Source organism: Lentzea flava (assembly GCF_014648475.1).
In the GTDB taxonomy this organism is placed as follows: Bacteria; Actinomycetota; Actinomycetes; order Mycobacteriales; family Pseudonocardiaceae; genus Lentzea; species Lentzea flava.
Map to the genome: position 1 here is coordinate 123,255 of NZ_BMRE01000006.1, position 19,176 is coordinate 142,430.

Below are 19,176 nucleotides of genomic sequence, written 5' to 3' on the forward strand. Positions count from 1 at the left end.
CGTCAAGACGGCGTTCCGGCCCCCTCCGGTTTCACATCTGGTCTGTAGCATCGACCAATCGAAACGCCCTTCAGCTTGGAGTCGCATGACGCCCAAGGTCGTCCTCGTCACCGGAGTCAGCCGCTTCCTCGGCGGCCACCTCGCCGCGCGGTTCGCCGCCAACCCGGACATCGAGCGCGTGCTCGGAGTGGACACCGAGCCGCCGCCACGTGACCTCCTGCGGCGGATGGGCAGGGCGGAGTTCGTCCGGGCGGACATCCGCAACCCGCTGATCGCCAAGGTCATCTCCACCGCGAACGTGGACACGGTCGTCCACGCCTCCGTCACCGCCAACCCGGCCGGGCCCACCGGTCGCACGGCGATGAAGGAGATGAACGTCATCGGCACCATGCAGCTGCTGGCCGCGTGCCAGAAGTCGCCCAAGGTGCGCAAGCTCGTCGTGAAGTCCACCAGCGCCGTGTACGGGTCCAGCTCGCGCGACCCGGCGGTGTTCACCGAGGACATGGGCCCGAAGGACCTGCCGTCGTCCGGCTACGCCAAGGACGCGGTGGAGGTCGAGGGGTACGTGCGCGGGTTCGGCCGCCGCAGGCCGGACGTGGACGTCACCACGCTGCGCTTCACGAACTTCATCGGCCCGCGCATCGACACGGTGCTGACGCGCTACTTCGCCCTTCCGGTCGTGCCCACCATCCTGGGTTACGACGCTCGTGTGCAGCTGCTGCACTCCGAGGACGCCCTCGCTGTCCTCGAACGCGCGACGCTGCACGACCTGCCAGGTGTGTTCAACGTGGGTGGCGACGGCGTGCTGCTGCTGTCGCAGGCCATTCGGCGGGCGGGCAGGCTGAACCTGCCGGTGCCCAGCATGGCCGTGCCCACGGTCGGCGGCTTCTTCAGGAGCGCCCGGCTCGTCGACTTCTCGCCCGACCAGATGAGGTTCCTCAACTGGGGGCGCGTGGTCGACACCACCCTGCTGAAGAAGGAGTTCGGGTTCACGCCGCGGTGGACCACCCAGCAGGCGTTCGACGACTACGTGAACGGCCGAGGTCTGAAGCCGCTCATCGACCCGGAGACGATTGAGGCCGCGGAACGGGGAATCCTCGCCGTGGCCGCTCGTTTCCGCTGATCTTTGTCTGAGGAGATGAACGCAGTGGCAGGAGCACGCGTTATCCCGCTGCACGACCCGGAGCGCGACGCCGCACGCAGATCGCGCCACGTCGAGGTGGTCCCCGAGCCGGCGCAGCAGCAGTCCGAGACGCCGGACTGGGAACGCAGGCTGGCCGACCTGCTGTCGTTCGCGCGCAGGCGGATCGCGGGCGACTACCAGATCGACGAGTTCGGGTTCGACCGCGATCTCACCGAGAACGTGCTGATGCCGCCGCTGAAGCCGTTGTACGAGAAGTGGTTCCGGGTCGAGACGATCGGGCTGTCCAACATCCCGATGGCCGGTGGCGCGCTGATCGTGGCGAACCACTCGGGCACGTTGCCGCTCGACGCGCTGATGACGTCGTACGGCATCGCGTCCGAGCACCCGGCGCAGCGGCACATGCGCATGCTCGGCGCCGACCTGGTCTTCCGGACGCCGCTGCTGGGCGCGCTGGCCCGCAAGTCCGGTCAGACCCTGGCCTGCAACCCGGACGCCGAGCGCCTGCTGTCGTCGGGCGAGCTCGTCGGCGTGTGGCCGGAGGGCTTCAAGGGCATCGGCAAGCCGTTCAAGGACCGCTACAAGCTGCAGCGCTTCGGCCGCGGCGGCTTCGTGTCGGCGGCCCTGAAGACCGGCGTGCCGATCATCCCGTGCTCGATCGTCGGGGCGGAGGAGATCTACCCGATGATCGGCGACATCAAGGCGCTGGCGCGGCTGTTCGGCTTCCCGTACTTCCCCGTGACTCCGTTCTTCCCGCTGCTCGGCCCGCTGGGCGCGATCCCGCTGCCCTCGAAGTGGTACATCGAGTTCGGCGAGCCGATCCGCACCGACGTGTTCGGCGAGAACGCGGCGGACGACCCGATGCTGGTCTTCAACCTCACCGACCAGGTCCGCGAGACGATCCAGCAGACGCTGTACCGCCTGCTCACCCAGCGCAGGAACGTGTTCCTCGGCTGATCAGCTCCTGCACGTCGGCGTAGCTGAAGGCTTTCCCGGTCGGTTCACCGTCGCGCACCGCCTCCGCGGTCGCGACGGTGTGCCGCAGCGCGGCCCTGAACAGCAGCGACCCGGTGCTGATCCTCCTGACGCCGAGGTTTCCGAGCTCCTTCGGCGTGCGCTGCTGGGCGAGCACGTTGAGCGGCGCCAGGTTCGCGAGCTTCTCGATGTCGCGCGGCTCGGTCAGTCCGGGCACGAAGATCCCGTCGGCGCCCGCGTCCACGTACCTCTTCGCGCGCTCCTCGGTCTCCTCGACGGCGAGGCCGTGCCAGTGGGTGTCGATGCGGGCGTTCAGGAACACACCGGGCGCGCGTTCCTTGACCCCGCGGATGATCAACGCCTGCTCCTGCGGCGTCGCCAGGCCGTGCGGGCGGCCGTCCTCCAGGTTCACGCCCGCCGCGTCCAGCCGGGCGACCAGCTCGGCCGGGTCCTGGCCGAATCCCGATTCCAGATCGACGGTGACCGGGCAGGGCAGGGTGGCGAGGAGGGCGGCGAGCGCGGTCGCCTGCTCGCCGGCCAGCCCCATGCCGTCGGGGATGCCGTGTGCGGCGGCGACACCGAGGCTCGTCGTGCCGATCGCCAGGAAGCCCGCCGCGTGCAGTGCGGCCGCCGACGCGTAGTCCCAGGCGTTGGGGAGGACCAGCGGCTCGTCCTGGTGGTGCATGGCCAGGAACGCCATGTTCTTGGCGATCCGCGTGGCGAGCTCCCGGCCGGGGCAGGCGTGCGGGCCGTGGCCGAACGGGTGCCCTTCGAGACTGACCTCGATCACACCGCCCTCAGCGGCCCTGCGCGTGATCGGAACGGGCGGGGTGGGGTCACCGGTGCGGAAGTGCTCCGCGAGGGCGTGAGTGGCCGCCCAGGCCTGCACGAGCAGTCCGATCCGTGCCGCTGTCTCCTCGTCGTGGCGGCGGGCCAGCCGGTCCACGGCCGCGTCCGCTTCGGCCGTGACCGGTTCGTGCGGCTGGTAGCAGGGCGCGATCACGGCGATGTCGTCGAGCGAGCCGGGCAGTTCGAGGGCGTTGGCGAGTTCGTCGAGCGTGGTGGCACGGACGTTCTCGATGAGCTTGGTCGTGAGCGCGCGCCTGCGTTCGTGCTCGGCGCCGTTGCTGAAACGGACGACGTTGGCTCGCAGCCACGCCACGCCGTGATCTCCGGCGGGCACCTGCGGGACGGGAAGGCTCAGCAGCTCTTCGGTCATGACCCGACGCTAGGGCGCCGACGTTTCGGCGCGGGCCGAAGTGTCGTGGCCGCAGAATGGCTGGCATGGAGGCACTGGCCCAGGTCGCCGCGCTGCTCGCGGACAGGACGCGAGCGGCGTTCTGCGGTGCCCTGCTCGACGGCAGGGCCTGGACGGCCACTGAACTGGCCGCACACGCTCGCGTGGCCCCTTCGACGGCCAGCGAGCACCTCACCCGCCTGATCGAGGGCGGCCTGCTCGTGGAGCACCGTCAGGGCCGTCACCGGTACGTGGCGCTGGCGGGGCCGCACGTCGCCGAGCTGCTGGAGACGATGACGGCCTTCGCCGGGCCCGATTCGAAGCCGCGCGGCCTGCGGGCGGTGTCCGCGTCGGAGGCGATGGCCCGTGGGCGCACCTGCTACGACCACCTGGCAGGGAAGCTGGGGATCGCGTTGAAGTCCGGGCTGGTGGAGCTGGGCGTGGTGACCGCTGATCTGGCGATCACTCCCTCCGGCCTGATCTGGCTGAAGGAGCTGGGGTTCGAGCCGTCGAAACGGCAGGTCAGCAGGGCCTGCCTGGATTGGACGGAACGCGTCCCGCACCTCGCGGGGGCCGCCGGGGCGCATCTGTGCGAGGTGTTCTTCGAGCGCGGGTGGATCCGTCGCATCGGCACCACCCGCGCGGTCGTGCTCACGCCCGCCGGTGAGCAGGGCTGGCGCGAGCTCGGATTGATCTAGTCGGCGAGGGCCGCCCGCAGGCGGTCCTCCTCCACCTTCCAGTAGCCGTGCTCGACCCCGTCGACCAGGAACACCGGCACCCGGTCCCCGTACTCGGCCCGCAGCTCCGGATCGGCGTCCACGTCCTCGACGGACCAGGTCGCGCCCATCTCGCCGCAGATCCGCTCGATCTCGGCCTCGGCGACGTGGCACGAGTGGCACGTCTCGCGGCTCATCACGGTCACGTGGTGCATCGGTCAGGCTCCCAACGGCTTGCGCAGGATGCGGCGGGCCAGCTTGCCGGTCGGCGAGTGGGGCAGGGCCGGGGCGAACTCGACCGACGTCGGCACCTTGAACTTCGCCAGGCGGCCGGCGCAGTGCGAGACGACGTCCTCCGCCGTCACCGACGCGCCGTCGCGCAGGACGACGACGACCTTCACGGACTCGCCGGTCTTCTCGTCCGGCACGCCGACGGCCGCGGCTTCCAGCACGTCCGGCATCTCGCCGATGACCTGCTCGACCTCGTGCGGGTAGACGTTGAAGCCGTTCACGATGATCAGGTCGCCCGCGCGGTCGACCAGGTGCAGGTCGCCGTCGGAGTCGATGAAGCCGACGTCGCCGGTGCGGAACCAGCCGGACGCGTCCGGGCCGTGGGCTCCGTCTGGCCAGTAGCCGCTGAAGAGGTTGTCGCCCTTCGCGGAGACCAGGCCGGTGCCGGGCTCGTCCTCGTCGATGTCGAGCACCGAGCCGTCGGTGTCGACCAGGCGGATCTCCACCCCCGGCAGCGCCCTGCCCACCGAGCCCGGCTTCGGCACACCGCTGACCAGCGTGGACGTCAGCACCGGGCCGGTCTCGGTCAGGCCGTAGCCCTCGAAGACGGGGATGCCGATGGCGTTGCGCATGTCGTTGATCACGCCCGGCGGGAGCGGGGCAGCGCCGGAGGTGAAGAGCCGGACCGTGGCCAGCTTCTCGCGCAGGACCTCGATCGGGTGTGCCAGCAGTGCCCGGTACATGGGCGGCACGCCGACCATCGTGGTCACGCGGTGCTGCTCGATCACGTCCAGTGCGGTCTCGGGGTCGAAGCGCTCCAGCAGAACCGCCGTCGCGCCGGCGCCCGCCACCTGCAGCAGGCCGGGACCGAGGCCGTAGACGTGGAACAACGGCAGCGCGAGCAGCACCCGGTCGCCCGCCGTCACGGGTGCGGGGCGCAGCGAGGCGCACTGGGAGACGTTCGCGAGCAGCGCGCGGTGGGACAGCATCGCGCCGCGCGGCACGCCGGACGTGCCCGAGGTGTAGCCGAGCACCGCGATGTCCTCGCCGTCGCGGACGGCCTCGAAGGGCTCGGCGGTGGCGCGCACGTCCGGAACGTCCAGAACGGTGGCGTCGGAGCCCTCGCCGTCGCCCACGAGGAACGCGGCGCCGGAGTCGGCCAGGATGCGCTGGAGCTCGCGCGGCGGGTTGCCGGGGCCGGTGGGCACGACGACGCCGCCCGCGCGCAGGATTCCGAACACGGCGACCGCGAACTCGGGGCTCGTGGGGAGGCGTACCGCCACTCGGTCGCCGGGTTCGAGACCGGAATCGGCCAAACGGCGGGCGAAAGCGTCGACCGCACCGTCGATGGTTTCCCACGTGAGGCTCACACCGCTCGCGACGTCGACCAGTGCGACGTGGCTCGGCCCCCGCTGTGCCGAAGCACGGACCAGATCTGCGACATTGCGAGCGGAAGTCAACATGGCCTCCTCATGAACAATTGAACGCTTCGAGCAGTCTTCCACGCGTGGCGCGCGTCACGAAGCCGTGGTTGGTACGTCTCCACATCGCAACCCCGCCCCTACCTACTACGGAGTAACAACACGTATGCTGCCGCCACGGCGACTCTGTGGAGGTGCCGCCAGCCGATGACTGCAAGGGCACGACCGACCACGATGAGGACCACCCGGACCATGACGGGAGGTCAGCACGACGACGCAGGCGACGAGCCGTGGCAGCTCGTCAAGGCCGCCCAGGAGGGTGACACCGAGGCGTTCGGCGTGCTCTACGACAAGTACGTCGACATGGTGTTCCGCTATGTCCTCTTCCGGGTGGGCGGAGATCGCGCGTTCGCCGAGGACGTGACCAGCGAGACGTTCCTGCGCGCGCTGCGCAGCATCGGTTCGGTCAGCTACCAGGGCCGGGACGTGGGTGCCTGGTTCGTCACGATCGCCCGCAACATCGTGTTCGACCACGTGAAGTCGAGCCGCTACCGGCTCGAGGTCACCACGGCCGAGCTCCAGGACAACCGCGAGGAGACGAGCGGTCCCGAGCAGGAAGTGATGACCGAGGCGACCAACGCGGAGCTGCTGCGGTGCGTTTCCCAGTTGGGTGACGACCAGCGCGAGTGCATCGTGCTGAGGTTCATCGAAGGCAAGTCGGTGTCCGAGGTCGCGCAGCTCATGGACCGCAACGAGGGCGCCGTGAAGGCATTGCAACACCGGGCCGTCCGACGGCTCGCGCAGATCCTCCCGTCGTGGTTGCGGTGATCACGATCGCAGGCGCGTAACCCAAAGCAGATCAACTTCGTTACTCGGGCTGAGATGGACGGTAAGGGAAGCACACCGCGGTGGCGGCACACGGAGCACGAGCGATTCGCCCGTGCGGTGGAAGGCGGTCCGCAGCCGGTCGGCCGGGACTCCGATCTCGCTGACGACCTGGCGATCGTCGCCCTGCTCCGCGGCATGGACGTCGGCCCCGACGCCGAGACGCGTGCGCGCATGAAACAGCGCATCCTCACCGCGCCGCCGCCGGAGAAGCCGCTGGTCCTCTCGTCGGTAAGACGCGTGGGAGCGCGCGCACGATTAGCAGTCGCAGCGGCCGCCGTGCTCTGCCTGCTGATGTCGCTCGGCGGCATGAGTGTGCTGCTCAGCCGTGACGCGCTCCCGGGAGACCCGCTCTACGGAGTCAAGCGCACCACCGAGAGCGCCTCGCTCGGCCTGACCTTCGACGACGAGTCGCGCGCTCTGAAACACCTGGAGTTCGCCGCGTCCAGGGTCAGCGAGATGGAGACGCTGGCCGACCGCGCGGCCGACCAGTCGGCCCAGCTCACCGCCCTGGCGGACCTCAACACCGACGCGGTGGAGGGCGCCCGCCAGTTCACGACCTACGCGACGTCGTCGGACGAGAAGGCGCTGCCTGCCCTGCGCGACTGGGCGCTGGCCCAGTACGTGAAGCTCGGCACGCTGCGCCCGCGCCTGCCCGGTGACGCCGGTGCCCACGCCGACACCACGATGTGGCTGCTAGCGAGCATCGCCCAGCGCGCACACGACCTGGCCGCCCGCGCCGGCTGCGCCGAGGTGGTCAGCGGTTCCTCTGACAAGCTGGGCCCGCTGCCGTCCAGGGACGAGTGCGCCTCGGTCGTCACGGACCCGAACTCGTCCGGCCGCGCCCCGTCCTCGGTCCAGCCCACGCCCTCCGGCCAGCCCTCGTCGTCGTCCGCGTCGTCCACGCAGCCGACGCAGTCGGTGCAGCCGGGCACCGGGGTCCCGCCGGTGTCGCAGCCGGGCACGTCCACGCCGCCGGCGTCGGACAAGCCGGGAATCACGATCCCGCTGCCCCTGCCGCTGCCCAGCATCTCGCTGCCGCTGCTGCCCGGAATCAGCTTCGGATGAGTCGAGGTCTTGCCGTCGGACCTGATCGCTAGGCTTGTGACATGGCGGGCAAGCGTGAGATGGAGAGCGATCGGCTGGCCGTGCTGGCCGGCGAGGCATCGGCCGAGGCGGCGGTGCAGGCTGCCGCGGCGGCGCCAGAGCTCGAGGCCTCCCTCGCGGTGCCCACGGACCTGACCGCGGCCGCGTTCTTCGACGTCGACAACACGATGATGATGGGCGCGTCGATCTTCCACTTCGCCCGCGGCCTGGCCGCGCGCAAGTACTTCTCCTCGTCCGACCTCGCGGGCTTCGTCTGGCAGCAGCTGAAGTTCCGCGTGGGCGGCCGCGAGGACCCGGCGTCGGTCAAGGCCTCGCGCGAGCAGGCCCTGTCCTTCGTGGCGGGCCGCAGCGTCGCCGAGCTCGTCTCCCTGGGCGAGGAGATCTACGACGAGCTGATGGCCGACCGCATCTGGAAGGGCACCCAGGCCCTGGCCCAGATGCACCTCGACGCAGGTCAGCGCGTGTGGCTCGTCACCGCCACCCCGGTCGAACTGGCCCAGATCATCGCCCGCCGCCTGGGCCTGACCGGCGCACTCGGCACGGTCTCGGAGTCGGTGGACGGCGTCTACACCGGCCGGCTCGTGGGCGACCTGCTGCACGGCAAGGCCAAGGCCCAGGCGGTGCGCTCCCTGGCCGCCAAGGAGGGCCTCGACCTGCGGCGCTGCACGGCGTACTCGGACTCGTCGAACGACGTCCCGATGCTCTCGGTCGTCGGCACGGCCGTCGCCGTGAACCCCGACTCGCAGCTGCGGGAGATCGCACGGCGCAAGGGCTGGGAGATCCGCGACTTCAGGACGGGCCGGAAGGCGGCCAAGATCGGCGTGCCGTCGGTGCTGGGCGCGGGCGCGCTGGCCGGCGCGGTGGCGGCGACGCTGGCGTACCGGCGGCGGGTGAAGTAGGGGCTTCGCGCTGGGCGGGGTGGCTGCCAGGAGCGACGTGCCGTCCGTGCTCGACGTGGGCGTGCGGTTGCCGAGTGAGGTGAGGCTCGGCGCGCGGCCTCGATCGGCGTCCCGTCGGTGTCCGGCGTGGGGGTGTGCGGCTGCCGGGTGAAGTAGGGCGCGGCGCGCGGCGGCCTGCATCCGGAGTGCCGTCAGCAGCGGCGCCTTCTCGGGCCTGACGTGGCCAGGCGCAGGTCAGCCGCCGCCCAGCTTCCGCCGCAACGCGTCCAGCTCGCCCGGTGTCGGCCGCGCAACGTCCTCAGGCGCGACGTAGCCGGGGTAGTCCGGCGGCGGCTCCGGCACCGGGTGCGTGTGCCAGTACGGGTAGTCGCAGCCGGCCATGAGGTGTTCCATCGCCCAGTGCCAGGCCACCTCGTGGAACACGAAGCCGCGATGGGACGCGTCCGGCGGCTCGTACTCGTAGAACTCGACCGCCGCCCGCCGGGCCTCCTCCTCGGACAGGCCGCCGTAGTGCCGCATCACCCAGGCGAAGTGCGCGCGCTCGGTCTCCAGGTAGGCGAGGTACTCGCCCTCGTCCCACGGCGTCCAGTCGCTCACACCAACTGATTACCAGGCGCTTACAGCTGAGGCGAACCACGGCCTCACCGGTGTCGAATGAGAGCATGAAGCCCGTCAAGGCCGCGCTCACCGGACTGCTCGCGCTCATCGCCGCCCTCGCGGCCGGGCACCTGGTGGCGGCTTTCGTGGGTCTGTCGGCCTCGCCGTACCTGGCCGTGGGCAACGCCGCGATCGACCTCACCCCGTCCTGGCTGAAGGACTTCGCGGTCTCCACGTTCGGCACCGCCGACAAGCTCGTCCTGCTCACCGGCATGGCGGTCGTTCTCGCGGGCATCGGTGTCGCGGCCGGTCTGGCCAGCAGGAGGAGCCCCACTCCAGGCACCGTGGTCGCGGTCGTGCTCGGCTTGGTGGGTGTCGTGGCCGTGCTGAACCGACCGGACGTGGGTCAGCTCAGCGTCCTCGCGCCGCTCGCCAGCATGGCCGCGGGCGTTTTCGTGTTCCGCTACCTGCACAAGGAGACCGAGGAGAGCCGGACGAGGCGCGACTTCCTCGTCACGGCCGGGCTCGCGGCCGTGGCCGGCCTCGCCGGGCAGGTCCTCGGCAGCCGCACGGACGTCGAAGGGTCGCGCCAGGCCGTCGGCGAGCTGAAGCCGAGGACTCCGGCGCCGGAGGTGCCGGTCAACGCCGACTTCCTCAAGGACGGCACCCCGAGCTTCATCACGAGCAACGACGACTTCTACCGCATCGACACCGCGCTGAGCGTCCCGCGGATCCGCGCCGAGGAGTGGGCCCTGCGGATCCACGGCATGGTCGAGCGTCCCGCGGTCCTCACGTTCGACGAGATCCGCAAGCGCGACCTGGTCGAGGAGACCGTCACGCTGACCTGCGTCTCCAACGAGGTCGGCGGACCGTACATCTCCACCGCGAAGTTCATCGGCATCAAGATCGGTGACGTGCTCCGCGAAGCCGGTGTGAAGGCAGGTGCCGACCAGCTGTTCAGCACCAGCGACGACGGCTTCACGGCGGGCAGCCCGCTCGATTACGTCCTCGAACGCGGCCTCATCGCGATCGGCATGAACGGCGAACCGCTGCCCGCCGAGCACGGATTTCCCGCGCGGCTCGTGGTGCCGGGGCTGTACGGCTACGTTTCGGCGACCAAATGGGTGACCGACCTGAACGTCACCACGTTCGCGAAAGAGCAGGGTTACTGGATTCCACGCGGCTGGGCCGTCAGGGCTCCTGTCAAAACGATGTCACGAATCGACCGGCCCAGGGGGCTGGGCAAAATCCGGGGCAGGACGGTGGTCGCCGGTACGGCCTGGGCGCAGCCGAAGGGCGTCGCCAAGGTCGAGGTCCGTGCGGACGGCGGGCCGTGGCGGGAAGCGGAGCTGGGCGCGGACGTCAGTGACAGCACGTGGCGGATGTGGCGGATCGAGCTCGACTTGAAGCCCGGTAATCACACGGTCGAGTGCAGGGCGACCGACAAAAGCGGTTACACGCAGGACCAGGCGCGGCTCGATCCGATTCCGGACGGCGTCACCGGGTGGCATTCCATTTCTTTCACCGTCGAGTAGAGCCACAAGAGAATTCGTTCCAAATGACCGGGGTGACAACCTGACGGTGAACGGCGCGCCGGTCCCGGGCGGCAACGCGCTGACGGGGAACGCCACCGTGTTCGCGATCGGCGAGCCGCTCACCCCGTAGAGATCAACAACCGCTCCAGTGCTGGTCACACCCCGTGACCAGCACTGTGGCGGGCACGCGCCGACTTTGTGCATGCGTTCACAAGCGGTACGGTGTGTGCATCACCAACGCCGCGGGGTCCCTGCGGTGAAGCACACCCGGAGGTCGGAGAGCGTGGCATCACAGCGGGGCGAAGGTGAGACGACCACCACCCCTCTGGAGCCTGCCGACAGGGAGCGCGCCCGCGCGATCCCCGAGGCGGCCGTGGCCAGGCTCGCCGTGTACCTCCGCGTGCTGTCCGGCATGGCCGACCAGGGCGTGACGGCCGTCTCCAGCGAGGAGCTCAGCCAGGCCGCCGGCGTCAACGCGGCCAAGCTCCGCAAGGACCTGAGCTACATCGGGTCGTACGGCACGAGGGGCGTCGGGTACGACGTCGAGGTCCTCGTGAGCCACATAGAGCGCATCCTCGGGCTCACCCGCAACCACTCCGTCGCGGTCGTCGGCATCGGTAACCTTGGTCACGCTCTGGCCAACTACGGCGGCTTCCCCGGCCGCGGTTTCCCGGTCACCGCCCTCTTCGACGTCGACCCCGATCTCATCGGAGTGCCTGTTGGGGGCATTCCCGTCAGCCACATCGACGACATCACCGCCGTTTGCCTGGAGCGCGAGGTCTCGATCGGAGTGATCGCGACGCCGCCTCCCGCCGCTCAGTCGGTTTGCGACCGTTTGGTATCTGCGGGCGTCCAGTGCATTCTGAACTTTGCACCAGTTGTCCTTCAGGTTCCAGACAACGTCGAGGTGCGCAAGGTTGACTTGGCGGTTGAGATGCAGATCCTGTCGTTCCACGTCGCTCGACGTGCGGACGAGGCCGTGCACAACTCAGGCGGCGGCGTCTCGGTCGGGAACAACGGACTCGGTGTGGACGGGATGGTGATTCGCCCGTGAGCGTGAGCCAGACGGCTCCGGCAGACGTGGTGAGAGCATGAGCGTGCTCGTAGTCGGTCTGTCGCACCGCACCGCCCCGGTCCCGGTCCTCGAACGCGTCACCGTGGCCGAGCCGGACCTGCCCAAGGTCCTCGGCCAGCTGCTGGCCGCCCCCAGCGTCTCCGAGGCGATGGTCCTGTCGACCTGCAACAGGGTCGAGGTCTACGCCGTCGTCGAGTCGTTCCACGGCGGCATGTCCGAGGTCGTCGACGTGCTCGCGCAGCACGCCCAGGTCGACCCGCAGTCGCTCTACGAGCACTTTTACGTGCATTACGCCGCCGCTGCCGTCGAGCACCTGTTCTCCGTCGCGGCGGGCCTCGACTCGATGGTCGTCGGCGAGTCCCAGATCCTCGGCCAGCTGCGCGGTGCGTACGCGGCGGCGGACGAGGCTGGCACCGTCGGCAAGACCGTCCACGAGCTCACCCAGAACGCGCTGCGCGTCGGCAAGCGCGTCCACGCAGAGACCGGCATCGACCACGCGGGCGCGTCGGTCGTGTCCGAGGCGCTCGGCGACGCCGAGGCCGCGCTGGGCACCCTCGTCGGCAAGCGCGCGCTGCTCGTCGGCGCGGGCGCCATGGGCGGCCTGGCGGCCGCGCACCTGCGCAGGGCGGGCATCGGTGAGGTCGTCATCGCCAACCGGACGCAGGCCAACGGTGTGCGGTTGGCCACGTCGCTGAAGGCGGAGGGCGTCCCCGCGACGGCCGTCGACCTGGCCCACCTGGCCGGTGAACTCGATCTCGCGGACATCGTCTTCGCGTGCACCGGGTCGGTCGACACGGTGGTCCGCGCGGACATGATCGGCAAGCGGTCGCGCCCGCTCGTGGTGTGCGACCTCGGCCTGCCCAAGGACGTCGACCCGGCCGCGGCCGAGCTGCCGAACGTTCGTGTGGTGGACCTGGAAACGCTGCAGCGGCGCCTCTCGGACGCCCCGGCGGGCCAGGACGCGCGGCTGGCAGCCCAGCTGGTCGCCGACGAGGTCAGGGCCTACCTGGCGACCCAGCGCTCCGCCGAGGTCACCCCGACCGTCACGGCGCTGCGCAAGCGGGCGGCCGAGGTGGTCGACGCCGAGCTGCTCCGCCTTGATTCGCGACTTCCCGAACTGGACGCCGCGACACGCGGTGAATTGGCCAAGACGGTGCGCCGCGTTGTAGACAAGCTCCTGCACACGCCGACCGTCAGGGTGAAGGAGCTCGCCTCCTCGCCGGGTGGTACCGGCTACGCGGAGGCTCTCCGCGAACTGTTCGGGCTCGACCCCCAGACGCCTGGGGCCGTGAGCCAGACCAAGAAGTCTTCAGTGGATGGTGAAACGCGGTGACCCGCACCCTACGGATCGGTACCCGTGGCAGCGCGCTGGCGCTCGCGCAGACGGGGACCGTCGCCGAGGCGTTGAAGGCTGCCGGAGCACAGGTCGAGATCGTCGTCATCAAGACGCCGGGTGACCTCTCCGACGCGCCCATCGCCCAGATCGGCATCGGCGTCTTCACGTCCGCGCTGCGCGACGCGCTCGCGAACGGTGAGATCGACGTCGCCGTCCACTCCTACAAGGACCTCCCGACCGCGCCGGACCCCCGTCTGGTCCTCGCGGCAGTGCCCCAGCGCGAAGACCCGCGCGACGCTCTCGTGGCGCGCGACGGCCTCACGCTCGGCGAGCTGCTGCCGGGGTCCACCGTGGGCACCGGATCGCCGCGCCGCGCCGCCCAGCTGGAGGCGTTGGGCCTCGGGCTGAACATCGTTCCGTTGCGCGGCAACGTGGACACCCGCATCGGCAAGGTCCGCAGTGGAGAGCTCGACGCCGTCGTGCTGGCTCGTGCCGGCATCGCGCGCCTCGGCCGCGCTGACGAGATCACCGAGACGCTGGAGCCCATCCAGATGCTTCCCGCGCCCGCGCAGGGCGCGTTGGCAGTCGAGTGCCGGGTCGACGACGTCGACGCCGAGCACCTGATCCAGTCCACTCTGGACGATTCGGCCAGCCGGGCCGCTGTGACCGCGGAGCGCGCCATGCTGGCCGCGCTCGAGGCGGGCTGCAGCGCGCCGGTCGGCGCGCTGGCCGATGTGGTGGAAGACCTCGACGACGAGGGGAAGGTCGTGTACCGCCTTTCCCTGCGCGGGGTCGCCGCGACGCCGGAGAACGATCTCCTCCGTGCGTCCGCCACCGGTGACTTGACCGAAGCTGAGGGACTCGGCCGTGCGCTGGCCGCCGAGTTGCTCGACCTCGGGGCCGCCGTGCTCAGCGGCCCAGAGGCGTAATCGATGGGGAGTGCCCTGATGACCCGCGCACGCAAGACCCCCGGACGCATCGCCTTCGTGGGCTCCGGCCCAGGCGACACCGGGCTGCTCACGGTCCGGGCCCACGACTTGCTCACCCGTGCGGAGCTCGTGGTCACCGACCCGGACGTCCCTTCGGACGTCCTCGCGACCGTGGCCGAGGGAGTCGAGGTCCGCCCCGCCGTCGGCGAGTCGGCCGACGTGGCCAAGGACCTGGTGAACGAGGCGAAGAACGGCGCCACCGTCGTCCGTCTCGTCGCGGGTGACCCGCTGACGCTCGACTCGGTCGTGAAGGAAGCGCAGGCCGTCGCGAAGTCGACGATCCCGTTCGACGTCGTTCCCGGCGTGCCGTCGGGCACCGCCGTCCCGGCCTACGCGGGTGTCGCGCTCGGTGGCGTGCACACCGAGGTCGACGTGCGCGCTGTCGCGGACTGGGCGGGTCTCGCCGCCTCGCCCGGCACTCTCGTGCTGCACGCGACCGGCTCGCACCTCGCCGAGGCCGCGTCGAACCTGGTCGAGAACGGCCTCGCGCCGCAGACCCCGGTCGCCGTGACCGCCGAGGGCACCGGCTTCCAGCAGCGCACCATCGACACCACGCTGGCCTCCGTCGCCGCCGACGCCGGTGAGCTGAACGGCCCGCTGGTCGTCACGGTCGGTGCCGCCGCTGCCGCCCGCTCGAAGCTCTCCTGGTGGGAGTCGCGGGCGCTGTACGGCTGGCGCGTGCTGGTCCCGCGGACCAAGGAGCAGGCCGGTGCGATGAGCGAGCGGCTGCACTCGCACGGCGCGATCGCCGTCGAGGTGCCGACCATCTCGGTCGAGCCGCCGCGCAGCCCCGCGCAGATGGAGCGCTCGGTCAAGGGCCTGGTCGACGGCCGCTACCAGTGGGTCGTCTTCACCTCGACCAACGCCGTCCGCGCGGTGTGGGAGAAGTTCCGCGAGTTCGGCCTGGACGCCCGCGCGTTCTCCGGCGTGAAGATCGCCTGTGTCGGCGAGGCCACGGCCGCGAAGGTGCGCTCGTTCGGCATCATCCCCGAGCTCGTGCCGTCCGGTGAGCAGTCGTCCGAGGGTCTCCTCAACGACTTCCCGCCCTACGACGACATCCTGGACCCGGTCGACCGCGTGCTGCTGCCGCGGGCCGACATCGCCACCGAGACGCTGGCCGCCGGCCTGCGCGAGCGTGGCTGGGAGATCGACGACGTGACGGCGTACCGCACCGTGCGTGCGGCCCCGCCGCCCGCCGAGACCCGCGAGATGATCAAGTCCGGTGGCTTCGACGCGGTGTGCTTCACCTCGTCGTCGACCGTGCGGAACCTGGTCGGCATCGCGGGCAAGCCGCACGCCCGCACGCTCGTCGCGTGCATCGGCCCGCAGACCGCCGAGACGGCGCGGGAGTTCGGCCTCCGGGTCGACGTGCAGCCGGAGGAGGCGAACGTGCCCGCGCTGGTCGACGCGCTGGCCGCCCACGCCGCCCGGTTGCGCGCCGAAGGAGCGCTGCCTCCTCCGCGCAAGACCAAGCGCCTGCGGCGTTCATAGGCCGCGCCTCCGGCGCGGCGGCGATTTCGCCTTGAAGTCGGTCATCCGGCCGACTCATTCGCCTCGATTTGGGCTCCGCCGAAATCGAGGAGAATGGGTGACCGGATGACCGACGCGAAATCGCGGACCCGGTGAGAGCCGACCAGGAGGCCGGCCCTCTGGAAAGCTCCACATGGGAGTTCGGAGATGTACCCACTTCACCGGCCGAGGCGTCTGCGCACGACGCCCGCCATGCGCCGCCTGGTCTCCGAGACCGAGGTGCGCCCGAGGCAGCTCATCCTGCCGATGTTCGTCAAGGAAGGCCTGAGCGCGCCCGCCGAGATCGGCAGCATGCCCGGCGTCCTGCAGCACACCCGTGACTCGCTGCGGAAGGCCGCGGTCGAGGCCGTGCAGGCCGGTGTCGGCGGCATCATGCTGTTCGGCGTTCCCGCCGAGCGCGACGCCGTCGGTTCCGCGGGCACCGACCCGAACGGCATCCTCAACGTCGCGCTGGCCGACCTCCGCGCCGAGCTGGGCGACAGCACCGTGCTGATGTCGGACTGCTGCCTCGACGAGTTCACCGACCACGGCCACTGCGGCGTGCTCGCCGCGGACGGCACCGTGGACAACGATGCGACTTTGGAGCTCTACGGCGAGATGGCCGTCGCGCAGGCGCGCGCCGGTGCTCACGTCGTCGGCCCCAGCGGCATGATGGACGGCCAGATCGGCTTCATCCGCAACGCGCTGGACGAGGCGGGCCTGCAGGACACCGGCATCCTCGCCTACTCGGTCAAGTACGCCTCGGCGTTCTACGGCCCGTTCCGCGACGCCGTGGAGTCGCAGCTCGCCGGTGACCGCAAGACCTACCAGCAGGACCCCGGCAACGGCCGTGAGGCCATCCGCGAGGTGCAGCTGGACCTCGCCGAGGGCGCGGACATGGTCATGGTCAAGCCGGCGCTGCTGTACCTCGACGTGCTGCGGTCCGTCGCCGAGGTCTCGGACGTTCCCGTTGCGGCGTACCAGATCTCCGGCGAGTACTCGATGATCGAGGCCGCCGCCGCGAACGGCTGGATCGACCGCGAGCGCGCGATCCTCGAATCGCTCACGGCCATCCGGCGCGCGGGCGCGGACATGGTGCTGACCTACTGGGCCGTGGAAGCCGCCCGGTGGCTGGACAGGTAAAGGCCCCGGTCCCGAAGCTCGTCGACGTCGCGCGCTGGTTGTGGATCACCAGCGCGTGCGTCGGCGTGGTGCGGTTCGTCGCCCAGCTCTTCGACCGCGAGATGCTCATCGCCGAGGCGCGCCGGCAGAACCCGGCGCTCGGCCAGGACCAGATCGACGCCGGCGTCAACGGCGGGATCATGTTCGGCCTGCTGATCGCCGTGACGATCCTCGTCGCGTACACGCGGCTGGCGAACACGATGGCGCGCGGGCGGAACTGGGCTCGGATCGTGCTGACGGTTCTCGGCGCCGCCTCCGTCGCGTTCGGACTGTTCCGGCTGGTCGCGTGGGCCAGCGGGATCGCCGCCGGCCTCGGGGTGGCGATGTCGCCGGTCGACCTCGGCGTCACCTTCGTCACGACGGTGCTGGACGCGATCGCGATCGTGCTGATGTACCGGGTGTCGGCGCACTTCAGGAAGCGCGTCACGGTGGACAGCGCTTCTCCGCGGTCCTAAGTTCCGACCGTGAAGTCTCCGAAGGAATCGGGCACTCCCGCCACGATCACCGCGGGCTACTGGCTCGTCGTGACCGGCTCGGTGTTGTGCGTGCTGGCGGCGGTGTACGTGCTGCTCGGCAAACAGCAGCTGATCGACGCCGCCGTCCAGGGGAACAAGGACCAGAAGGCCACCCCGGACATGATCGCCAACACGGTCAACGTCGTGCTGATCGTCTCGCTGGTGGTGACGGTCGTGCTCGCCGCCCTCGCGGTGTGGTTCGCGGGGAAGGTCCGCAACGGGCTGAAGAAGAGCCGCACCGGCTTGATGATCACGCTGCTGATCGGCCTGTTCTTCCAGATGATCACGAACACGCTGGGCGTGGTGGCGGCGTTGATCGCCATCGCGGGTCTCGTGCTGTTCTACTTCCGGCAGTCGACCGACCACCTGACCGAGCGCGAGCAGCTGACGTGAACGACGCTCCCCGGCCGGTGCGGATCGCGGTCGGCCTGTGGCTCGCCATCGCCGTGTTCGTGCTGTTCACCACCGCGGGGTTGTGGTTCCAGCGCGGTGAGATCGAGCGGCTGAGCGGCAGGCCGTCCGGCGAGGTGACGAACTTCCTGGTGGCGATAACCGTCGTGTCGGTGCTCTTCGCGGCGGGGTACGGCTGGCTGACCCGGATGTTCCTGAAGCGGAAGAACTGGCCGCGCATCGCGTTGTCGCTCATGGCGATCGTGCACATGCTGTGGTTGCTGCTCGTGGGCGTCAGTCCGGCTGCCCTGGTCACTTTGCTGCTCATCTGCGTCGCAATCGTCTTCACGTGGCAGGCGCGTACGGCACAGTGGCTGGCGGAGGTGCGTGAGCAGTGACGAATCCCCAGGACCCGAACCCGTGGGCGAACCAGGACAACGCGCAGTGGCAGAACCCGGCGGGGTCCTATCCGGTGGCGCCGCAGCCTCCCGGCCAGTACCAGGTGAGCCACGTCGGCCAGGCGAGCTTCTCGATGGCACCGCTCGCGCCCGTGCTGCCGCAGGAGCTGGCACCGGCGCGGCCGGCGACGATCACCGCCGCGATGTGGATCTGGATCGCGGCCGCGGTGCTGTCCGTCGCGGTGATCCCGGTGCTGCTGCTGAGCAACATGGACTCGATCGCCGCCGACCTGCGCACCGACAGCGACCCGGAGATCAGCGAGGCTCCCGAGCTGCTCGTGCAGGTCTGGGCGGTGATGGCGGGCTTCGGCATGCTCGTGGCCGCGGCGCCGTACGTCGCGTTCGCCATCGTCCTGCGCAACGGGCACAACTGGGCGCGGATCCTGCTCACGGTCCTCGGGGTGCTCGGGTTCATGTCGATGATCGCGATCATGCTGCTGGGCCTGCAGGCGCCGGTGTGGCAGGCGGGGGTGGCGATCAGCATCGTCGTGATCGGGCTGACCGTCGCGGCCGTGGTGCTGCAGTTCCTGCCCGCCTCGAACAAGTTCGTGCGGTAGTGCTGTACCGCGAGTCCGGCAGCAGCTGGTGGCCGCTGCTGTGGGGACCGGCGTTCGCGGTCGCCGGGTACCTGATCGAACTCATCACCGGTCCCGCGTCCGTGGCGCTGTGGACGGCCGTGGGGCTCGGTCTGACGCTCGGCGCGGTGTTGTGGGTGTACGGCAGGATCAAGACCGGCAGCGTCGCGCTCACGGCCGAGGAGGCCCAGTTCGGGCGGGAGAGGCTGCCGGTGTCGATGATCGAGGCCTGCCGGGACGTCGGGGCACCGGCAGGGGCGCGGGTGCTCGGCGGTGGCTGGTCGGTGCCGAAGGGCACGACCGCGGTGCCGCTGCGGCTGCTCGACGGCACGGTGGTGCTCGCGTGGGCGCGTGATCCGGAAGCCTTGCTCGCGGCGTTGCGCCGGGTCGTGAGAGGGTGAGC

At 70.4% G+C, this 19,176-nt stretch carries 21 protein-coding genes; 17 read left to right on the plus strand and 4 right to left on the minus strand.

The window, feature by feature from the left end; all coding sequences use genetic code 11:
- Positions 1-85 precede the first annotated feature (85 nt).
- Together IEZ09_RS11155 and IEZ09_RS11160 are read left to right on the plus strand one after the other, a co-directional pair.
- A complete protein-coding gene (locus IEZ09_RS11155) occupies positions 86-1,123 on the plus strand; it encodes an NAD-dependent epimerase/dehydratase family protein (RefSeq protein ID WP_189253561.1) in 1,038 nt (345 codons plus the stop codon).
- Between the two features lie 15 nt (positions 1,124-1,138).
- Positions 1,139-2,098 (plus strand): lysophospholipid acyltransferase family protein, encoded by a 960-nt coding sequence (locus IEZ09_RS11160; protein ID WP_189253562.1) that lies wholly within the window; start codon positions 1,139-1,141, stop codon positions 2,096-2,098.
- On the opposite strand, the gene IEZ09_RS11165 is transcribed toward IEZ09_RS11160, so the two are convergent.
- Positions 2,067-3,335, minus strand: coding sequence for an isocitrate lyase/PEP mutase family protein (locus tag IEZ09_RS11165; protein ID WP_189253563.1), 1,269 nt, complete (start codon positions 3,333-3,335; stop codon positions 2,067-2,069). The genes IEZ09_RS11160 and IEZ09_RS11165 overlap by 32 nt on opposite strands.
- 65 nt (positions 3,336-3,400) lie before the next feature.
- Between IEZ09_RS11165 and IEZ09_RS11170 the strand changes: the two genes are divergently transcribed.
- On the plus strand, positions 3,401-4,051 hold the full coding sequence (locus IEZ09_RS11170; RefSeq protein ID WP_189253564.1) for an ArsR/SmtB family transcription factor: 651 nt from the start codon (positions 3,401-3,403) through the stop codon (positions 4,049-4,051).
- Here IEZ09_RS11170 and IEZ09_RS11175 read toward each other — a convergent pair.
- Both IEZ09_RS11175 and IEZ09_RS11180 read right to left on the minus strand, forming a co-directional pair.
- Positions 4,048-4,284, minus strand: coding sequence for a glutaredoxin family protein (locus IEZ09_RS11175; RefSeq protein ID WP_189253565.1), 237 nt, complete (start codon positions 4,282-4,284; stop codon positions 4,048-4,050). The genes IEZ09_RS11170 and IEZ09_RS11175 overlap by 4 nt on opposite strands.
- Before the next feature lie 3 nt (positions 4,285-4,287).
- Positions 4,288-5,763 carry an AMP-binding protein gene (locus IEZ09_RS11180; protein WP_189253566.1) on the minus strand — a complete coding sequence of 492 codons (1,476 nt, stop codon included), beginning with the start codon at positions 5,761-5,763 and terminating at the stop codon, positions 4,288-4,290.
- A gap of 192 nt (positions 5,764-5,955) precedes the next feature.
- Here IEZ09_RS11180 and IEZ09_RS11185 point away from each other — a divergent pair, with 192 nt between their 5' ends.
- The 3 genes from IEZ09_RS11185 to IEZ09_RS11195 are packed head-to-tail and all read left to right on the plus strand — an operon-like array spanning position 5,956 to position 8,612.
- Positions 5,956-6,549, plus strand: a complete 594-nt coding sequence (locus tag IEZ09_RS11185; RefSeq protein ID WP_370467694.1) for a sigma-70 family RNA polymerase sigma factor — start codon at positions 5,956-5,958, stop codon at positions 6,547-6,549.
- Between the two features lie 54 nt (positions 6,550-6,603).
- Entirely contained in the window at positions 6,604-7,674 is a 1,071-nt protein-coding gene (locus IEZ09_RS11190; RefSeq protein ID WP_189253568.1) for a DUF5667 domain-containing protein, read from the plus strand.
- Between the two features lie 41 nt (positions 7,675-7,715).
- Positions 7,716-8,612, plus strand: a complete 897-nt coding sequence (locus IEZ09_RS11195; protein ID WP_189253569.1) for an HAD family hydrolase — start codon at positions 7,716-7,718, stop codon at positions 8,610-8,612.
- A 234-nt stretch (positions 8,613-8,846) separates the two neighbouring features.
- Here the strand turns inward: IEZ09_RS11195 and IEZ09_RS11200 are convergent, their stop codons facing one another.
- Complete coding sequence (locus IEZ09_RS11200; RefSeq protein ID WP_189253570.1) at positions 8,847-9,209, minus strand: hypothetical protein; 363 nt, start codon at positions 9,207-9,209, stop codon at positions 8,847-8,849.
- 65 nt (positions 9,210-9,274) lie between these two features.
- On the opposite strand from IEZ09_RS11200, the gene IEZ09_RS11205 reads away from it, so the two are divergent.
- The 11 genes from IEZ09_RS11205 to mce1N all read left to right on the plus strand — a co-directional run bounded on the left by IEZ09_RS11205 (position 9,275) and on the right by mce1N (position 19,174).
- Complete coding sequence (locus tag IEZ09_RS11205; RefSeq protein WP_189253571.1) at positions 9,275-10,744, plus strand: molybdopterin-dependent oxidoreductase; 1,470 nt, start codon at positions 9,275-9,277, stop codon at positions 10,742-10,744.
- 325 nt (positions 10,745-11,069) lie between these two features.
- On the plus strand, positions 11,070-11,798 hold the full coding sequence (locus IEZ09_RS11210; RefSeq protein WP_370467702.1) for a redox-sensing transcriptional repressor Rex: 729 nt from the start codon (positions 11,070-11,072) through the stop codon (positions 11,796-11,798).
- Between the two features lie 37 nt (positions 11,799-11,835).
- A complete protein-coding gene (locus IEZ09_RS11215; protein ID WP_189253572.1) occupies positions 11,836-13,152 on the plus strand; it encodes a glutamyl-tRNA reductase in 1,317 nt (438 codons plus the stop codon).
- On the plus strand, positions 13,149-14,084 hold the full coding sequence (gene hemC / locus IEZ09_RS11220; protein ID WP_189253573.1) for a hydroxymethylbilane synthase: 936 nt from the start codon (positions 13,149-13,151) through the stop codon (positions 14,082-14,084). The genes IEZ09_RS11215 and hemC overlap by 4 nt, the downstream gene beginning before the upstream one ends.
- Positions 14,085-14,102: 18 nt before the next feature.
- Positions 14,103-15,635, plus strand: a complete 1,533-nt coding sequence (locus IEZ09_RS11225) for a bifunctional uroporphyrinogen-III C-methyltransferase/uroporphyrinogen-III synthase (RefSeq protein ID WP_189253574.1) — start codon at positions 14,103-14,105, stop codon at positions 15,633-15,635.
- Positions 15,636-15,821: 186 nt separating this feature from the next.
- Positions 15,822-16,796, plus strand: a complete 975-nt coding sequence (gene hemB, locus IEZ09_RS11230) for a porphobilinogen synthase (RefSeq protein WP_189253575.1) — start codon at positions 15,822-15,824, stop codon at positions 16,794-16,796.
- On the plus strand, positions 16,781-17,290 hold the full coding sequence (locus tag IEZ09_RS11235; protein WP_189253576.1) for a hypothetical protein: 510 nt from the start codon (positions 16,781-16,783) through the stop codon (positions 17,288-17,290). The genes hemB and IEZ09_RS11235 overlap by 16 nt, the downstream gene beginning before the upstream one ends.
- 9 nt (positions 17,291-17,299) lie before the next feature.
- Positions 17,300-17,743, plus strand: coding sequence for a hypothetical protein (locus tag IEZ09_RS11240; protein ID WP_189253577.1), 444 nt, complete (start codon positions 17,300-17,302; stop codon positions 17,741-17,743).
- On the plus strand, positions 17,740-18,138 hold the full coding sequence (locus IEZ09_RS11245; protein ID WP_189253578.1) for a hypothetical protein: 399 nt from the start codon (positions 17,740-17,742) through the stop codon (positions 18,136-18,138). The genes IEZ09_RS11240 and IEZ09_RS11245 overlap by 4 nt, the downstream gene beginning before the upstream one ends.
- Positions 18,135-18,755: a hypothetical protein gene (locus IEZ09_RS11250; RefSeq protein WP_189253579.1), complete on the plus strand. Its 621-nt coding sequence runs from the start codon at positions 18,135-18,137 to the stop codon at positions 18,753-18,755. Before IEZ09_RS11245 ends, IEZ09_RS11250 begins: the two co-directional genes overlap by 4 nt.
- Positions 18,755-19,174, plus strand: a complete 420-nt coding sequence (gene mce1N / locus IEZ09_RS11255; protein WP_189253580.1) for a transport-regulating membrane protein Mce1N — start codon at positions 18,755-18,757, stop codon at positions 19,172-19,174. The genes IEZ09_RS11250 and mce1N overlap by 1 nt, the downstream gene beginning before the upstream one ends.
- Positions 19,175-19,176 lie beyond the last annotated feature (2 nt).